Raw genomic sequence first — 17,996 nt, 5'->3', positions numbered from 1 at the left:
AAACAAATCAAATACTGTGTCCCTATCTTAGGCTGGGGCGAGAGCGGCAGGGATCCCCAGCTAATCAATTCCCCTGTTTGCCGAGTCAATCGCAAACCTGACAACTGGGCCCGGAACAAGGGGGGAAAGTACACAGTATCCTAAAGGGGTTGACCCCCACACCCGAGCCATGATCTCTTCGCGCACCGACTTCACGGAATGCCCTGTCGCCTCTGCTCCCCCAGTTTCCGAAACCGGCCCGGCTTCTCGTCCTGAATCTTGGGCTGCCCCCGTTCTGGCGGCCATCGATGTGGGCAGCAACTCTCTCCACATGGTGGTGGTGCGCATCAATCCCCGTATCCCCAGCTTCACCATCATCTCCCGCGAAAAAGCCACCGTGCGGCTGGGGGAATACTGCAACCAGACGGGTGCCCTCACGCCTGCAGCCATGGAGCGGGCCCGAGTGGCCCTGGAACGATTTTGCCGCATTGCCGAGAGCTTTCAGGTGCATTCCATTGTTGCGGTGGCCACCAGTGCTGTGCGCGAGGCCCCCAATGGGCCGGAGTTTTTGAAGCGGATTGAACGGGAGCTGGGCCTGCGGGTGGAGTTGATCTCGGGGCAGGAAGAGGCCCGCCGCATTTATCTGGGAGTGCTCTCGGCGATGGAGTTCCACAACCGGATGCACGCGGTGGTGGATATCGGCGGTGGCTCCACCGAGCTGATCTTGGGCAACGGCCAAGAGCCGGAGTTTCTGCGCAGCATCAAGGTGGGAGCTGTGCGTCTAACCCAGGCTTTTTTGCACCACGATCCGCCCGCTTCTGGCGAACTGCAAGCCCTGCGCCAGCACATCCGCGGCATGCTGGAATCCCCCATTGAGCAGATGAAACGGATCGTCGCATCTTCACAACAACAGGGATCCCTGCCTTTGGTGGGCACCTCTGGCACCGTCGAGAGCCTGGCCCAGTGGGATGCCCGCCGTCGTTTGGGCGCTCCCCCCAGTCGCCTGCAGGGGTATGAGTTCAGCTTGGAAGCCTTGCGCGGCTACATCAAAGAGCTGCGATCCCTGACGGTGGCCGAACGGCAAAAACTTCCCGGTCTAGGGGAAAGACGGGGGGAGATCATCCTGGCCGGCGCCCTGATCCTAGAGGAAGTGATGAGCCTGCTGGGGGTAGAGCGGGTTCAATTTTGCGAACGGGCTTTGCGGGAAGGGCTGATCGTGGATTGGATGATCGGCCAAGGCTTGATTGAGGATCGGCTGCGCTACCACAGCTCGGTGCGGCGGCGCAGTGTGCTCAAGCTGGCGGAAAAATATCAGGTGGAGCTGCCCTATGCCGAACGGGTGGCCGAATTTGCCCTCAGCCTCTTCGACCAGACCCGCGGCCTGTTGCATGGTTGGGGATCCCGCGAGCGGGCCCTCCTCTGGTCAGCGGCCATGCTGCACAACTGCGGCCACTTTATCAGCCATGCCGCCCACCACAAACACTCCTACTACCTGATTCGCCATGGGGAACTGTTGGGCTTCAATGAAGAAGAGGTGGAAGTGATCGCCAACTTGGCCCGCTACCACCGCAAATCGCCTCCCAAGAAGAAGCACGAAAACTTTCAGCGCCTCACCGACGAACGGGATCGCCAAATCGTCTTGGAACTGAGCCCCTTGCTGCGCATGGCTTGTGCCCTGGATCGCCGCCGTCTGCAAGCCATCCAAGCGCTGCACTGCCGTTTTCAGCTCTTGGGAGAAGGCCCCCGCCGCATGGAGTTGATTTTGGATCCCAGGCATCCCAATGATGACTGCGCCTTGGAGCTGTGGAGCTTGAACGAGAAGAAAAAAGTCTTCGAACAGCAGTTCAAGCTGCAGGTGATCCCCAAATTGTCCACTCAGATCGAGCGCAGCTCAAATCCTTTTGAGGCAGCAGTTTAGCCCCTGCCTGCAGGAGGTTTCTGGTGGGCACCTGGCAACGGTAGAATGTTTGACGATGAAGCTGTGGTTGTGGGCGGCTCTCCCGCCACTGAATGCTGAGCAAAACGGAGTTGTTGAGATGGCCAAGTTGTTGTTGGGGGATCAAGCCTTTGAGGTCGAGCTGCTGACGGATGTGCCCACCAATTGGCCGGGAATTAAAGTCATGTCTAAGGGGGCCAAGCTGGACATTCCAGCGGGAACTGTGGTGAAGGTGGAGTCCGAGGATGACCACGCGACCGGGTCCTACAAAGTGGTCTATCGTCTGGCCCCCGCCTATCCCCGCAGTTGGAGGCTGCTCCTAGAGCGGGAGAGCGCTGCTACCGCGCCTCAAGCGGCATCGGCCCCAGAACCAGAGGTCGCTCAGGCCAGCAGCTCAGAAGGAGGGCTGCCGAATAGCGATAAAATCTTCACCATCAAGGTATCCGGCCTTGTGGGAGGAGGCGTGCGCAGAAGCGTTGTCGAGTACAAAGTGCCCTTCAGCCGCCTTTCCCAAGAAGTGAAACGGATCACCCAAATGGGAGGCAAGATCGTCAGCATTGCCGAGTCCAATCTGCTAAGCACCCTTGAGTAGCGGGCGGCTTCCTGGGAGGTTCTGGGTTCTTTCAGGCCACCCGTCCAGGCCGTTCTGGTTCAAACAATTTCAACGAGGGATCCCTGTAGAAAGCATGCGGCGATTTCTCCCCTATCCCCAACCTGAGGATGGGGTGGTAGGCTGGCGTTGGTTTTGCCGTTGCCTGGAAGGCTGCCTTTTCCTGCTGTCCTGGGGGTGGGCTTTGGGTAGGAAAAGGCGTTCCGGCGAGGGCTGAGCTTTTGCAATTGGGAGTGGGGAGTGAGGCCATGACATCTCGACGACAGCCGACGCGCTTGGGAGGGTCGATACCCCAAGGCTACTCAGGCTCTGGGTCAACAAAGGGATCCCAGCCATACTCCTCACCCACTTCACGACAGAGCTTTCCCCATCCCCCTCGACGTTCGCCGGCAAAGTCTCGCCTTAGGTCGTTCCACTTTTTCAGCTTGCTGGTGATCCTGCTGGGGTTTGGGACTGGAGCCCTGGTAGCCTGGGCAACTGCTCATCCCGATTGGGTCAGCCGCTTGCCAGGGCTATCGCCACCTCTAGCGGAGCTCCCTGCCCCCCGCGCCCACGCTAAAGCGGCTCAACAGCGCTTGCCCATCTCCTTAGAGACCCAACTGGAGCGGGATCCCTTTGCTTTGGATCCCTTGGCCAGCCTTTCTTATGTGCCCGCCATCATGTACCACGATGTGGTGGCCGGACGCAAACAGGTCTGGTTCGACACTACGGTGGCGGAGCTGCGGCAACACTTTGAGGCCATTAAACAAGCAGGACTTACCCCCATCCACATCGACCAACTGTACAAACACCTGCGGGACGGGGATCCCTTGCCCGAAAAAGCCATTTTGCTCACTTTTGACGACGCTTACCTGGGCCTGTACGAAAACGCCTACCCCCTTTTGAAGGAGTACAACTACCCCGCCACCTACTTTGTGCAAACCGGCTTTGTCGGCGTGCCCACCAGCAAGGATCACTTCACCTGGGATCAGATGCGGGAGATGGATGCCAGCGGGCTGATCGACTTTGCCGCCCATACCGTCAACCATCCTCCTGATCTGCGGGTGCTAGACGATGCCCGTCTGCGGCGGGAAGTGTTCGACTGCAAGACCAAGCTGGAGCAGGAGCTGGGCCACCCCATCCACTACTTTGCCTATCCCGAAGGCAACCGGGACGATCGGGTGAAGCAATACCTGGCCCATGCCGGTTACCGGATGTCTTTTACGATGGATCCCGGTTTTACAGGACAATCGCCCAACCTGCTGGAGGTGCGGCGCTTTAACCAGTTTCGCCTCACCGAGGCCATTCTTGGCGCCCGCACCTTTAGCCTCAGCCGCAGCCTCGACTACTGGCTGGATGTGACGCAGCCTCTGGCTCTGACCGACGAGATCATTGACGGGGTGCGGGTGCTCACCATCCGCGGCGGACGGGCAGCCACAGTGCACGCAGAACGGCGCTACGAAGTCAGGACGTTGGTCCAGCGCTACCAGGCCGATGCTGGCATTAACGGCAGCTTCTTCTCCATCCCCTGGATCAACTCCGCCAGCAACGTCATGGTGGGGCCGGCGATGGCTGCCAACCACAAGACCTTCATCCCCGGTCGTCCCGAAGATGACCAGGCAATCCGCGGCCGGCCGCTGGTGCTGCTGGGCAGGGATCGCCTCCGCTTTGTGCCCTTTGATCCCGACACCATGACCCACTTGGAGAACATCCGCCAGTTGATGCCGGATGTCACGGATCTGTTTGTGGCCGGTCTATGGCTGGTTAAGGATGGCCATGCCCTCTCTCCGGCGGAGATCAACTCGTTCCGCCTTGCCAGCGCTGCTGAGTTTCGCCCCAGAGCTTTCTTTGGGGTAGATGACCAGGAGCGGGTGGTGATCGGAGTTACCAAAACCCACGTCAACGCCGCCATCCTGGCCAGTCTGCTGCCCAAAACCGGGATCCGGGAAGCCGTGCTGCTGGACTCTGGCTTTAGCACCTCCCTGGTCTACCAAGGGGAGATCCTCGCCACCGGCCATGCCGGTCCCAACCAGCCCAGCCGTCCTGTGCCCCATGCCATCTTGCTCTACGACATGAACCGCCTCTGGGCCAGGGATCCCCTTCCCGAGGCCAAGGCTGGCTCTGAGGGAGATCGGCTGGAGGGGCTGGTGCAACTTTTGCCCGGCAGCGAGCAAGAGGCGGCCAAAGCCCAACTCAAGAGCATTCTGGCCGGCCAACGCACGTTGAGGCGGGGGGATCGGGGGGCAGCGGTGGTAGCTGTGCAACTGGGGTTGAGCCGTTTGGCCGCTCAGCAGGGACGGCTGGATCTACTCCCTTCGGGCCCTGATGGGGTGTATGGTCAAGAGGTGGCCCAGGCAATGGCGGAATTGGTGCTAAAAGAGCCCAGCGATGGGTCAGAACCTGTTGCTGAGGGATCCCTTCCTCAAGCCACCCCCACCCCCCTGGTGGCCGGAACGGCGACATCCCCCCACAGCGTGGACATCCTCGATGCTCAACTGCTGCAGCGCCTGCTGGAGCGCGTTAACTTGGCCTCTCCCTCGGTACTGGTGGATACGCGCTTGGAACGGTCAGCCTTGCTCCTAGAGCGCAAGCCGGAGCGTAAGCTGCTGCCCAGCGCTTCTGTCCAACCCCACACCGGTGCTCCCAGCCCGACCTCCGGGTTAAGTCGGTAATCTGCGATACAGCCATTCCGCAACAGAGGGTCTATCCTGGCCGAAGAAGTCCGGCTTGCCTCTAGCCCTGGGGGCTAAGTTTGCTGTTTACCCTGCCGGTGGTGCTTAGGAGAGGTGTGCTGAGGGAGGTCATGACATCTGCTGCTGAAGGGGGGGCCGAGAACCCTGGGGCGACCTGGGTAATGGAGAAGCGGATTCTCGGCAACCCGGCTGATCCCCTGCGGTCGGCTGTCCAGCTCGAGCCGGGCATGTGGGTACGGCTGTTGTATCCTCCTTCTGTTAAGGGGAGGCTGGGGATCGTCCTCACCCGTGAAAACCGCGACCGCTGGCTGGTGACTCTGGCCGGTGAGGGAGAAGAGGTGGTCCTGTCCCTGGCGGCACGGGAACTGGTACCCCTTGGCTGAGGTTGTCAAGGATATCTTGGCGAGGGCTGGTTCTGTTATCCTGTTCTCAATGCGGTTTTTCAGGTCGCTGCTCTATGGTTGCTGCTCTGGCCTTCAACCCTTCCTCGGATCCCCCTCGATCGCTTCTGCCCGAGGAGATCACCTGGCTGGGCAGCCTCAGCTACAACGAACAGGGCCTGATCCCGGCCATTGTGCAGGACTACCTGGATGGGACGGTGCTGATGGTGGCCTGGATGAACCGGGAGTCGCTGCAGAAAACTTTGGAAACGGGCCGCACCTGGTTCTGGAGCCGGTCTCGCCAGGCCCTGTGGCCTAAGGGGGAAACTTCCGGTCATGTGCAGTGGGTCAAGCAAATCCGCTACGACTGCGACGGCGACGCGCTGGTGATCTTGGTGGAGCAGGTGGGAGATGCGGCTTGCCACACGGGGGCGCGCAGTTGCTTCTTCCGCCCACTGCCAGGGGATCAAAGGGATCCCATCCCGGCAGCAGATACTCTGTCTCAGGTGTTTGCTGTGGTGAAGGCCCGCCAGGCGGATCCCCGTCCCGATTCCTACACCAGCAGCTTGCTAGCCAAGGGGGAAAATGCCATTTTGAAGAAACTTGGCGAGGAGACGGCTGAGGTGGTGATGGCGGCTAAGGATCAAGACCGCGTGGCTTTGGCCCGTGAGATGGCCGATCTCTGGTACCACTGCCTCGTGGCTCTTGCTCATTATCAGGTGGATATTAAGGATGTCTATCGCCAGCTCCAAGCCCGCCGTTCCGCCAAGTGAAAGGGCCGTGTCCTCCGAAGGCGGCGCCCCTGATCTTCTGGATCCCTCTCTGGACAAAGCCCACCTGGATTTGCGAGCCACGCGGTGTGGACAAGTGGATCTGGAGACGGATCGGGAGACCTTGGCCCGTTACCTGAGAGGCCACGCCCAGTGGATCCAGCGGTGCTTCAGGCCATTGCAGGTGGAAGCTTTGTCTGCCGAGACTTACAGGTTGCAGTTTTTCCGCATGGGCGGGCTGGGGTTTGAGCTGGAGCCCAGTTTTGGGGTCAAGATCTGGCCGGATAAAGATTACCGGTTTTGTCTGACCTCGATTGAGTTGCCCGGCGATGAAGGAATGCCTTACCGGGTCAGCTGCCAAGCCGATTTCCAGCTGGAGGAGCTACAGGGATCCCTGAAAGACCTGCCCACCACCCGTGTTCACTGGGCTCTTCATCTGGAGATCTGGCTGGCTTTGCCCAGGTTTTTGCAGGTTCTGCCCCGCAAGTTGGTTTATCGGGTGGCCCATCAAGTGGTGCAGCAGGTAACCCGGGGTATGAGTGACCGCCTCACCCACAATGTGTGCAGCGATTTCTATCGCTCTATTGGGTGTCCCGATCACCCCTATCGCTTAATTGCAGTGGAAGACAAAGCGTGATATCTTAGGTGCCAAGTAAGTTGCCGGTCAGCTTTCGAGTAGTGCTCCGGCAACCGGCGATGGAGTTCGCCGCAACCGCCTCACTTGGAATTTTTCTATAGAGGAAGAGGGTTCTAACCTCAAAAGCTGAGGCTGATGACTCCTACACTTCTGGGCAAGTCCAGGGGGTAGGGGTCTTTGGCTTTGTTTGAGGCCCCACCCTGCGGACGCGATGGTGCTCCCACTCCTGACGCGGATGGCTTTTTCTCCCTGGGCTGCCCTTCAACACCCTGACGACAAGGAGATGAGGATCTGGTGATGCTGGGCAGTTGGCTGTGGATCTTGGTGATGGGCTTTTTTGTCGGCCAAATCGTGGGTCGGCTGGGGATGCCCCCCCTGCTGGGGATGATCCTCGTGGGGATCTTGCTGGGAGATGTCCTATCCCCGGAGGTGCTGGCAGCGGCGGGGGATCTGCGGCTGGTGGCGGTGATGATCATTTTGATGAAGGCGGGCCTGGGGCTGGATCGGGAGAAGCTGGCCCAGCAAGGGTCTGTAGCCCTGCGGCTGGGGTTTTTGCCGGCAGCCTGCGAGGCGGTGGCAGTGGCCCTGTTGAGCACTGGGATCCTGGGGTTGGACTGGCCTACCGGTTTGCTGCTGGGCTGTGTGATCGGGGCAGAGTCGCCGGCTGTGATCGTGCCGGGGATGTTGCGCCTCAAGAGTTTGGGCTGGGGGGTGGCCAAGGGGATCCCGGATGCTATTTTGACCGGCAGCGCCCTTTCCGATGTGCTGCTGCTCTTAGGGTTTAGCCTGTTGCTCAGCTTTTTGGGCCAGGGCTCTGCAGAGAGCGTTCGCCTGCTGGGGCTGGAGCTATCGCCGCTGCAGTGGCTGCCGTTCCAAGTGGGGATGGAGATCCTGCTGGGCATAGCCATAGGCTACCTGGGGGCGCGGGTTCTGGTGTCGCTGCTAACCCAACAAAACTGGACTCGCAACAGCGTGCAGGAAGTGCTGCTGGCTGCCTGTATGGCCCTGGGGCTGGTGCTGGCGCCGCAGGTGTGGCCCTATTTTTCCGGCTATCTGGCGGTGATGGCCATGGGGTTTTTTCTGATTGAGCTGGATGCCCCTTTGGCGCGGCGGCTGCGGGGTGGGTTCGATGCCCTCTGGACGGTGGCGGAGATCGTGTTGTTTGTGCTACTGGGAGCGTCGCTGGATCTGGGGGTGCTGGGATCCGTGTTTTGGCCGGGCTTGCTGCTCTTGACCTTGAGTCTGCTGCTGGGGCGGGGCCTGGGTTGGTGGCTTTCCACTCTGGGAAGCAATTGGAACGGGCGGGAGCGGCTGTTTTTGCTACCGGGCAACATGGCCAAGGCGACGGTGCAGGCGGCTATTGGTGGGATCCCTTTGGCCCAAGGGATCCCCGGTGGGGAGATCATTTTGGCTTTGGCGGCTCTGTCGATTTTGGTCACGGCCCCCCTGGGTGCTTGGCTGACCCAGGTGTGTGCTCCCCGGCTTTTGGAAAAAGGAGAGGTGGATCCCACCAAGGTAGGCAGCCAGGGCAAGGTGAGCTTTTTGGCAGCGGTGGACACCTCCCCTTTGGCCGAAGCCGTGCTGCGCAAGGTGGCCGATTTGGCGCGGCGGGTGGATGGGGAAGTGATTGTGTTGCATGTTACCGATGAGCCGCAGGGGAAAGGGGTAGAACTGTTGCGGCAACTCACCCAGCGTCTTTTGGCGGACATTCGCCACCAGTTTTGCTTGGCCTCGGGGCCCTTGGCAGAGACCATCGTAACCCTAGCTCAGGAGCGGCAGGTAACCGACATCGTCATGGGCAAGCGGGGCCACCGCGGCTGGGAGCAGGTTTTGGTGGGATCCACCTCCCAGGCGGTGTTGGAAACCAGCTCCATCCCTGTCATTTTGGTGGAGCTTCCTCGGGATGAGCGGCAGACTAGCCTCTCTAGCTTGTCAAGAGGGGAGGACTCAAAGTAGGGATTACCCCAGGACCAACTTTGGATCCCGGGCGAGACCCTAATCAAGGGAACACTAAACTACGCTGGGCATGAATACGTTTGACTTACGTTGAAAACTCTAGCTCGCTGGGAGTTGCGAGGAAGTCAGTTGTGCCAACGAGCCTCCCTTTCCTAATTGTGAACGGCTTTTTGGCACCGGTGAACCCGGCCAATCCCCAGGTGAGCGGGATCCCAGGGGTAACGACGGGCAACTTGCGCTTTTTGGAGCTGGCGGTGCCCAACTACAACGTTATTGAAGTGTCCGGCAGCCGCTGCACCATTCAAATCAAAGGTCCTACCGGCAGTGTTTTGACGGATCCCTTAGGGCGAAGGGGGGAACTGAATTTGCCGCAATGAGAAGTCGGCCAGACCGATGCGGGAGCTTCGCCGGATTTCTGGTCAGAATTGAGGGATCCCTGCTCTACTCGGGATCCCTTTTTTTCAGCATGAGATTCTTAAGATCCTTAACGTGATCTGAATCATTCGGGAGAAACGGATCTGGGTGCTAGAGTGTGGGCGTTGAGGTGGATCCCTGTAGAAAATCTATTCTTTCTCCGTTTTTCAGTAGGGAGGGCAGTCTTATGGCTTCGATGCGGGGCTGGTTGATGGCAAGCTTAATAGGGGCAGCCACGGTTGTTGGGGGCGCTGCCGCTTGGGCTCAGAGCCGTAGTTTGTGGCTTCTTAATGGACAATCGACCGTAGTTACAGGCTATTTCTACCGAGGTGAAAACATCTGGGCGCAGTGCGACCAGGATTGCTTCGATGTGGATCTAGTGCTTTACGATACCAGCGGTCGGGTGGTGGCTGCAGATGAACTGTTGGACGATTTCCCCATCGTGCAGGCGCCCTACGAGGGCAACTTTTCCGTCAAGGTGATTATGGCTAGCTGTCTCCACCCCCGTGGTTGTGCTGTGATCGTAGATTCGGACTACAGCTTCTGAGGGGTGCTGGCTGGCCTCACTTCGTCGCCACTGCTTGGGAAACCGATTCAGTAGCCTAGGCTGCTTTATGAGCAGCTTCCTGGACTTTGGCGTGGGTAAACTTGCTCAGGCCGTGGATGGTCTTTTCCCAGTAGAAGGGCTTGGTGAAAAGCTGCCACAGAGCCATGTAAGCTGCCATAGAGTGCAGTTGCCAGTAGATGGGGTTGAGCAGAGCATAGAAAGCCAGATCGTAGTACCCGCGGCGGAAGACCGCGACCAGGTTCAGGTAAATCCCAATGGCGTTGCCCACCAGGAGGTTAAACAAGCCCAGATAAACCAGCCAACTGGGAAATAGGTTTTGCAGCCAATGGGCGCGGGTGAGCAGCCAGTAAATAAACAGCAGCCACATGATGGGGCTGGTGAGAAAGGTAAAGAAGCTGCCCCCGATAAAAAATTGGTAGGATAGCCAGTTTTTGAGGCCCAGCTTGCGCAAGGAGCGCAGGGGGTTGCGGTTGTGGACCAGCCAAGTTTGCATGTAGCCTTTGATCCAGCGGGAGCGCTGCCGGATCCAGTTTTTAACAGCGCAGTTGGCCTCTTCATAAGTGGTGGAGTTGATCACGCCCACGGTATAGCCGTGCTGGCTGGCGCGGATGCCCAAGTCGGCGTCTTCAGTGACGTTGAACGGATCCCATCCCTGCAGCTCCCGCAGGCGGTCAGTGCGAAAGTGGTTGCTGGTGCCACCCAAGGGGATCGGCATTCTGAGAGTTTCCAAACCCGGCAGAAGGTAATCAAACCAATAGGAATACTCCAGGGTGAACATGCGGGTGAGGAAGTTCTCGTTGCGGTTGAAGTAGTTAAGGGCAGCCTGGACGCAAACCAAGCTGGGATCCCCTTTCTGGAAGGCCACAACCGCCTTTTTCAGTTGATCGGGGTCGGGGATATCTTCGGCGTCGTAGATGGTCAAGTATTCGCCGCGGGCAAAGGCCAGTCCATAGTTACAGGCTTTGGGCTTGGTCTTGGGTTTGCTGTCGGGCACCAACAGCAGGCGCACGTAGCGGGGGGGCTTGGCAGCTCGAGCTGCCTCAATGGTGTCTCGGTCGTTTTCCTCCAACAGAATAAGCACATCCAACCGCTCGTGGGGGTAATCCAGCTTAGAGAGAGACTTGATCAAAATTGGCATCACTTCTGGTTCTTTGTAGACCGGCACCAGGATGGTATAGATAGGCAAGTCGCGATCATCCAAAGCGGCTACTTCCTCATCGGTAATCTGGTGGAAGCGATCGGCGGATCCCACCAGGCTGAGCAGCAGTTTGAACAGGATCGAAGCGACGTAAAAAAGATTGATCAGCAGCACCAAGATCGTTAGAGTCGTCCAGGGAGCAGTGGCCAACCCCAATAGAAATAGCAGCAGCAGGCCGTAGACCACTGCAATCTGAGAAGGAGTAAACACCCGCGAGGCCGATTCCTCCGGCAGGCGGGCCATCAGCTTGTACACCGCCTCTTGGCTGAAGCGGGATCCCTGGTCTTGGCTGAGCAGTTGCGTGATATCCTGCTCGGTGCCCAGCACCTTTTCAATCCGCAAGCCTGGCCGCCAGCTGTAGAGCAGCTCATCCACCGCCCAGTCCAGGGGGTCATTGACCATCACTGTAAGGGTGTGCTCATCCGTCCAGCTCAAGGGGTAGAAGAGGTGGCGCATCATCAGCTCGGGATCGAACTGGCGGCTCAAGCTCTCGTCGCGGTAAAGCAGCCCTGTCCCCATCAGCTCCGAGACGGAAGGATAGCCCAGCAGATGGGCCAGGATGCTGAGATACTCGGGAGTCGAGAGATAGCTCAGACGGGTCAGCACTTGCCCCAGGTTGGATCCAGTGCGGCGGCGGATGTCCAAAGCCTGCTGCCACTGCTCTAAGGTAAGACGGCTGCCCAGCAGCTCGGCGGCCAGCTTGCGCTCAAGGATGACCGTCAGGATCTGCTTTTCAGTGGCTGGGATCTCCCAGAGTTTTTCTGCTTCCGGGCACAGGTGTTTCACAGACTGCCAAATGGCGGGGAAGCCCGGCTCCTCGGTAGCAACCACTACAGTTCGCGGGTCGAGCCAGCCACAGGGCAGAAAGCGCACCGGCACCAGATCGATAGGCTCGATCAGCCAAGGCAGCTCTAGGTCGAGGGGATGCTCGAGCAGCCAGTCTCTCAGCCTAGGCCGGTCCAGAATCTGGCGACACAAGTTGACAAACTTGCCCGGGTGCATGACTCGCAAGCTCCAAAGAGCCCTAGGCAAGGAGCAACTAGCTGCTTCGCGATACTCCTCAGCCTTAGCCAATTGCTGCCGGGTAAGGTAGCCCGTGCGCAAAAGCGAGGATTTGAGGGACTGGAGCATGGCTGGAAACCCTATTCGCGCAAGTGGGACGGAGGTTCTGCTTTTGGGCGGATCCTTGCGCGACGGTGGAACCCTATTCGCGCAAGTGGGACGGAGTCCTTGCTTGGCTCAAGTCTGGTTTAACCGGAAGTCCTCTGCCAACCCCCCTAGGAAAGGGTGGGCGACTCAGGGCGGCGGGCCAAGCGTTGGTAGGTATTCCAGGCTCCTACTGCCAGCAAAAGGGCCAGCAGCAGCACTAACCAATAGCGGTATTGCCACAACAAAAGCTGCCAACTGAAGCGACCGGGGTAGCGCACTCGATAGCCTGCCGGCGTGAGATCCCAGCTCTGTACTTGGGTGAGATCGGGGGCAGCGGCATAGGCGGTGAGCACGTTTCCCTGTAGTTGGTTGGCCAGGCGGGTGCGCGGATCGGCAAGGCCGCGGCTGAGGCGCTCTGCCAAAGCCGGGTCAGATCCCCACCAGGAAAGCCAAAGGTTCGGCTTACCTTTCAGGAGAAAGTACTGCAAAAGGCCGAGGTTTTCTTGAGGCTGAGCGGCCAAGGCCACCTGCTGGTTGAGGGGATTGATGATTTCAAACTGGGATCCCAACCGGATGGGGCTGTTGAGCTCCACCTGCTCCGGCCCAGCTACGATCACCTGCCAGGCAAAGTTCTCTGCTTGGAGTTGGGATTTCCCCTCCGGCAAAAACTGGAGGGTGGGCAACAAGGGCTGTGCCGACAGACGACCAAGGGCACCCAAGAGATAAGCAGTAGCTGGCAGCAACTGGGGATCCCCTACCCACACTTGGCCGGATCCTCGAAGCACCGCCGGGATCTCCTGCAGCTCGCCAGTGGGGGCTTGGTAGCCGCTCCAGATAAAGCCAGAGCTATCCGAGCGCACTTGTAGGGTCAGCGGAGTCAGGGATCCCTGGCAATTACCGGGGCTGGCGCCATAGTCAAAGCGGAGCTCCAGTTGATTAAAGCGGCGCAGCAGGCGGGTGGGCAGGGTCACAGTTTCGTTGAGCTGGGTGCGGCCCGTTAGGTTGTAGGTGCGCAGCATCGCCCCATTCAAGAACACGTAGCCGGTGAGACGATCCCCCACTCGGCCATCCACCGGGTTCATAATGACGTCTAGTTGCGCCGCCAGATCCCGCGGTCGTCCCCCTAATTGGGACAGGTTGAAGTTGAAGACCAAAGACTGGCTGCCAAACCCCCGCAGCAGCGGATCCACAATACCCAACTCCCGCAAGCTAAGGCGGTTGGCCCTGAGCGCTCTCTCCAGATCCGCCACCCTTGTCACCTGGATGCCGCGGCTGACCAACCCCGCCCGCTTCCATTCTTCATAGAGAGCAAGAATAGCTTCCCGGCGGGCGGCCACTCGCAGGCGGTATCCCTCTGGGGTAATTTGATGCTGCAAGTGGGGGGTGAAGTCCGCCGGCTCCAAGATCACCTGTGGCCCTTGCGCCGGACGATTGCTCCACAGGATAGGCGTTTGCGGAAACAGATGAGAAAGCAAGCTGTAGAGCCAAAGGGCTGCTTCCGCCGCTTCAGGAGTGAGGTCAGCCGGCACCACCAGAGTAAGCTGAGGGTACAGCCGACGCAGAAAACCGGCCACTGTGGCATCGGGAGCGCGGGGCACCAGCTCAAAGAAACTATCCCGCCCTACCGTCAGCAGCAAATTGCCGGTATTCAAGTCGGCACAGATGTCGTCGGTAATGCTCAAAAAAGGCTGCACCGATAGGGTGATGAAGCGCTCGCCAGCGGCCAAGCTGGGGATGGGCACCCGCACCACCGGCTCCTGCCGCAGGTCCCGCACCAGAAAAAGGCCCATTAGCTCCTCGTTGATCAGCACCCGCACCGTGGACGTGGGCTTGAGCACCGGCGAGGGATCCAGGCGCAACTGCACAAAGCTGGCCTCGGGGTCAAGGCCGTTGAGGGGGGCAGGGACAGTAACATCCAGGCGCGGGTTGGATCCCTGCAGCAGCACCGAGCGGTCGTAGCCCAGCCTTTGCAGAGAAATGACTTCCGCTGCGTGGACAGCCGTCGGCCCGCAACACCAAAGCAAACCGGCAACCCACAAAGCCCACTGCCTTGCCTTCTGCGTCACCTTGACCCCCTCTTGCTTATCCCTCACTTGTCTAGTGCAGGCAAGCCCCTTGGCCTACCTGACCCAGGTTTGCCCGACATGCAGAAATCTGTAAGCTTTCGGGGTCTGTACGCACAAATCGTGGATTCGGATGCCCAGGGGATCCCTCTACTGGCGGGCGTAGTCGTCCTCAAAGCGCACGATGTCGTCTTCCCCGAGGTATTCCCCGTTTTGCACCTCGATCAACACCAAGGGAAGGGTGCCGGGGTTTTCCAGGCGGTGCTTGGTGCAGGGGGGAATGTAGGTGGACTCGTTGGAGCTCAGCAGCATCACCTCTTCTCCACGGGTAACCTTCGCTGTGCCCCTGACCACGATCCAGTGCTCGCTGCGGTGGTAGTGCATCTGCAGGCTGAGCCGATGGCCAGGCTTCACCTCGATGCGCTTGATCTTGTACATCGGGCCTTCATCCAAAACCCAGAAGGATCCCCAAGGACGGGTTTCTGCTTGAGAGGGTACCAGCTCAAGCGCTGGAACTGCTGCATCATTCACGCCCCGCACAGCCTGCAACATAAGATCATGTCCTTGCAAAGTCGTCCCCATCCTCTCTCAGAATCCGAGAACCCCTCATCGACAATCTGGCTGAATTGGCCTACGCCAAAACTCGTAGAAAAAGACTCTCAAGACAGGGAATGCTAGTCTATCCCTGTGTCCAGTGCCTAGACACGTCAGCCCATCCCCACGCCCTACTTGAGACATGTTCTCATTAACACTAAATAGCTCTTGAGGCTCGATTGGCGATTTAACCAGTTACCCTCCAATTAATCTCCAATTAATTCTAAATTCTTGAAGCTACTGAAGTAACCCATGTTTCTCAACAGGCTCAGGGCTTTCTTGCGGCTCTTCGGGTCTACCGGGATCCTGTTTCTGCTGCTGGCTAGCCTTCTGTGGGGTTTGAAGGAAGGCTGGAGCTGGGTGAGCTTGGAGATGCAGTTTCTTGGCTATAAGGGATCCGTGGCGGCCTTGGGGCCGGATCCCCGCCTGCCCGTCGTGGGCACCACTTTTCCCCCTTCGCTGGTGCTGGCCACGGCCATTCTGGGACGATCCCCGCTGTTGCTGCAGACCATCTTGGGCTCTTTGCTGCTGGGCTGGACGTGGCGGCAGTTGCGCGGCTTGCCGATGGAAGTGGGATGGCGCTGGCTGTGGGGTTTGTTGATGGTGGTGCAGCCGACTTTGATCTTGATGCTGCTGCGCAGCCCTGTTTGGACAGCCACAGCAGGGTTGGTGGGGGTGAACATGGCCCTGCTGTTTCCCTTGAGTAAAGAGGAGCAGGCCAGGGCAGAGACTGGGGCGGATTCTGGCGAGCTGCCCATTGCGCTACGGCTACTGCTCATTGGGCTGGCGCTGGGGCCCCTGATGGTGCTGCGTTGGGAAAGTGGGTGGCTGCTGCCCTGGGTGGCAGGGGTGCTGCTGTTGGCTTTTCGCAAACAGTCCTGGGGTTTTCGGCTGGCTTCGCTGCTGGTGGCAGGGTTTATCAGCCTGGCCCTGATGTTGAGCTGGCTGTACGTGAACTGGCTGTCGGCAGGGGATCCCTGGGCTTTCACCTACCAGGTGGGCAGCGGTCTGCGGCTGCCGCAATTACGGGAAGACTTACAGCAGGCGGGTGGCTGGCGGGGGGTGCTGGAGGCTGGGAAATGGCTGGCGGTGCTGGACCCTGCCTATCTGCTGTTGGGGCTGGGATCCCTGCTGGGCCGAGGCCCGGGTCGCTGGGTATGGGCTCTGGTCTGGGGGATGCCGCTGGTCATCCTGCTGGCTTCTCTAGGGCAGGGGCTGTTTTTGCGGGAGCTGAGCCGCTTTGGCCTTTTCTGGGTGCCGCTGCCTTTGCTGATGGGCGCCTACTTGTGTCGCGGAGCCGGCCCCGGCTGGGCTAAGCGCCTGTTGATCACTGCCCTCTTGGGGTTGAACTGCCTCACTGCCGGTTATGGGGTGAGCCAAGAGCCGGGTTTCCTCATGCCCCTGGTGGCCGAGGAGCGGGATCTCTGGGAGCGGCTGGTGGCAGGGGTAGTGCCCCTTAGTGGCGAGTTGGAAGCTGCCCAAAACCTGTATGAAGTAACCTCTGCTGGGCAAGCCCTAGAGGACTGGCGGAGGCTGCGGCAAGAAAAGCGGCAGGTTGGGCAGTATCTCTATCGCCACCTGTTGCCCGGACAAAAAGTGCTGGTGGACGACGACATCCACTTTGAGGCTATCTTTTGGGCAAGGGATCCCCGCTCTTTCCTTACTCCTCACCAGTACGAGTTTGCCCTGGCCCTTCAGCATCCCCAGGAAAGGGTGGACTACCTCTTGGTAGCGGGGCTGGCGGATCCCTTGCGGAGCGCCGATCGCATCCTGCAATTTTGGCCTGAGCTCAATTTTGAGGGGCTGCCGGGCTTCAGGGAGGTTTATAGCTCCCCCCAAGTGCGGCTGTGGGCTCGCCAACACCAAGAGGAACCGCAGGAGGAGAGGAGATGAAAAGGAGACGATCCTGGCAGCGGCGACAGGTGCTGCAAGCGGGCGGAGCGCTGCTGGCTGCCTATGGGGTTGCCGGCTGTGGCCAGGAGTTTTTGAGTCAGCAGGGGAGTCGCAGCCCGGAAAATGCCGAGACGGGAAGCATGAACTTGTCAGAGCTGCTGGCCCGCTGGCAGGTGGGCATTGGCGAGGATCCCGGTCGCTTCCTCTGGGAAATCGAGTCGGATCCGCAGGTGGCGGCAGTGGCGCAGGGGTGGGATCCCCATTTCCTGAGCGGCTGGCTGAACAGCTTTGATCACCGCCAGGGGGATCTCTCCTTTTGGCGCAACTGGCACCAGGCCGGGCTTTTGCGGCAGTGGTTTGAGCGGGGCTATACCCTCCACATCATCACCTGGGAAGACGACACCCACCGCCCCTGCGGCGACTACCACATCTCCAAGCATTTTGTCCAGGATGTAGCCGAATTGGCCGGCTATATCGCTCAAGCCAACCCCCAAGGCCGCCCTACCTATTGGAGCCTGGCCACGGAGTTTTCCTATTGGCGGATCCCAGCAGATACCTACAACGCCGACACTGCTTTCTACTACCAAGCCCTAATGCGCAATGTCCTCACAGCCCGCCAAGCCATCAAGGAGCGGCTGCCGGCAGCCGAAGTAGCCCTGTGCTGGGGGGGCTGGATTGCCACCTTTGACGACCCTTCCCAGGGGGCAGGCCGCAGCATGGTGGAGCCCTTTGCCGAGACCATGAGCCAAATGGACGGGATCGCCTTCCAGTCCATGCGCCAGCGGCGGCCAGGGGAGTTTAACCCAGAGCTGAACGGCCCAGATCCCGGCAACCCAGAGCAAATCCGCCTCTGTTGCCGCCTGTTTTCCCCTATCCACTCCAACCTGATGTTGGCCCACTACGAGCCCTCCATCAAAGACAAGCACCCCAGTGGCGGACGGGCCGACACTGTCCATACAGACTTTCAGCTCATGAGCCAGCCGGAGTGGCTGCAGGAAGTGTCTCAACTGGGGCTGCGGCGCTTTTCCCTCATGCACTACGGCCTGTATAAGGGGGATCCCTATGGGGCGCTGACGGCAGCGCGGCAATTCCGGGCCCGGGTGGGCTTGCCGGCTGCCACCTCATAGTTAGCAGTCGTTCCAAAGCCGGTTTTGTCCCGGATCTTGACCCAAATCTT

14 protein-coding genes and 1 riboswitch are annotated in these 17,996 nt (G+C 59.6%); of the genes, 11 read left to right on the top strand and 3 right to left on the bottom strand.

Annotated elements, in window-relative coordinates; genetic code table 11:
- Positions 1-169 precede the first annotated feature (169 nt).
- The 9 genes from ACVWYZ_RS03140 to ACVWYZ_RS03100 all read left to right on the top strand — a co-directional run bounded on the left by ACVWYZ_RS03140 (position 170) and on the right by ACVWYZ_RS03100 (position 9,901).
- Complete coding sequence (locus ACVWYZ_RS03140) at positions 170-1,897, top strand: Ppx/GppA phosphatase family protein (RefSeq protein ID WP_457465988.1); 1,728 nt, start codon at positions 170-172, stop codon at positions 1,895-1,897.
- Positions 1,898-2,015: 118 nt separating this feature from the next.
- Complete coding sequence (locus tag ACVWYZ_RS03135; RefSeq protein ID WP_457465986.1) at positions 2,016-2,507, top strand: phycobilisome linker polypeptide; 492 nt, start codon at positions 2,016-2,018, stop codon at positions 2,505-2,507.
- A 266-nt stretch (positions 2,508-2,773) separates the two neighbouring features.
- Positions 2,774-5,176: a polysaccharide deacetylase family protein gene (locus tag ACVWYZ_RS03130; protein ID WP_457465984.1), complete on the top strand. Its 2,403-nt coding sequence runs from the start codon at positions 2,774-2,776 to the stop codon at positions 5,174-5,176.
- Positions 5,177-5,307: 131 nt separating this feature from the next.
- Positions 5,308-5,580: a hypothetical protein gene (locus ACVWYZ_RS03125; protein ID WP_457465983.1), complete on the top strand. Its 273-nt coding sequence runs from the start codon at positions 5,308-5,310 to the stop codon at positions 5,578-5,580.
- Positions 5,581-5,654: 74 nt separating this feature from the next.
- The gene (hisIE, locus tag ACVWYZ_RS03120; protein ID WP_457465981.1) at positions 5,655-6,350 is read left to right on the top strand and encodes a bifunctional phosphoribosyl-AMP cyclohydrolase/phosphoribosyl-ATP diphosphatase HisIE; all 696 of its coding nucleotides are present in this window, start codon (positions 5,655-5,657) and stop codon (positions 6,348-6,350) included.
- Entirely contained in the window at positions 6,310-6,984 is a 675-nt protein-coding gene (locus tag ACVWYZ_RS03115; RefSeq protein ID WP_457465980.1) for a DUF1997 domain-containing protein, read from the top strand. Before hisIE ends, ACVWYZ_RS03115 begins: the two co-directional genes overlap by 41 nt.
- A 46-nt stretch (positions 6,985-7,030) precedes the next feature.
- A riboswitch (Fluoride riboswitch) is annotated at positions 7,031-7,136 on the top strand.
- A gap of 145 nt (positions 7,137-7,281) precedes the next feature.
- A complete protein-coding gene (locus tag ACVWYZ_RS03110; protein ID WP_457465978.1) occupies positions 7,282-8,940 on the top strand; it encodes a cation:proton antiporter domain-containing protein in 1,659 nt (552 codons plus the stop codon).
- 131 nt (positions 8,941-9,071) lie between these two features.
- Complete coding sequence (locus tag ACVWYZ_RS03105) at positions 9,072-9,317, top strand: hypothetical protein (protein WP_457465977.1); 246 nt, start codon at positions 9,072-9,074, stop codon at positions 9,315-9,317.
- Positions 9,318-9,541: 224 nt separating this feature from the next.
- Positions 9,542-9,901: a hypothetical protein gene (locus ACVWYZ_RS03100; protein WP_457465975.1), complete on the top strand. Its 360-nt coding sequence runs from the start codon at positions 9,542-9,544 to the stop codon at positions 9,899-9,901.
- A gap of 55 nt (positions 9,902-9,956) precedes the next feature.
- Here the strand turns inward: ACVWYZ_RS03100 and ACVWYZ_RS03095 are convergent, their stop codons facing one another.
- The 3 genes from ACVWYZ_RS03095 to ACVWYZ_RS03085 form a co-directional block, all read right to left on the bottom strand.
- Entirely contained in the window at positions 9,957-12,251 is a 2,295-nt protein-coding gene (locus tag ACVWYZ_RS03095; protein ID WP_457465974.1) for a glycosyltransferase family 2 protein, read from the bottom strand.
- 146 nt (positions 12,252-12,397) lie between these two features.
- Positions 12,398-14,335, bottom strand: coding sequence for a cellulose biosynthesis cyclic di-GMP-binding regulatory protein BcsB (locus ACVWYZ_RS03090; protein WP_457465972.1), 1,938 nt, complete (start codon positions 14,333-14,335; stop codon positions 12,398-12,400).
- Positions 14,336-14,482: 147 nt separating this feature from the next.
- Positions 14,483-14,884 carry a cupin domain-containing protein gene (locus ACVWYZ_RS03085; RefSeq protein ID WP_414356659.1) on the bottom strand — a complete coding sequence of 134 codons (402 nt, stop codon included), beginning with the start codon at positions 14,882-14,884 and terminating at the stop codon, positions 14,483-14,485.
- 294 nt (positions 14,885-15,178) lie between these two features.
- Between ACVWYZ_RS03085 and ACVWYZ_RS03080 the strand changes: the two genes are divergently transcribed.
- Both ACVWYZ_RS03080 and ACVWYZ_RS03075 read left to right on the top strand, forming a co-directional pair.
- Positions 15,179-16,819 carry a hypothetical protein gene (locus ACVWYZ_RS03080; protein ID WP_457465970.1) on the top strand — a complete coding sequence of 547 codons (1,641 nt, stop codon included), beginning with the start codon at positions 15,179-15,181 and terminating at the stop codon, positions 16,817-16,819.
- Entirely contained in the window at positions 16,816-17,946 is a 1,131-nt protein-coding gene (locus ACVWYZ_RS03075) for a hypothetical protein (protein ID WP_457465968.1), read from the top strand. Before ACVWYZ_RS03080 ends, ACVWYZ_RS03075 begins: the two co-directional genes overlap by 4 nt.
- Positions 17,947-17,996: the final 50 nt, after the last annotated feature.

The sequence above is a fragment of the Thermostichus sp. MS-CIW-37 genome, from assembly GCF_054060065.1.
The sequence above is the reverse complement of the archived record's forward strand: the minus strand, read 5'-3'. Positions and strand labels throughout refer to the sequence as shown.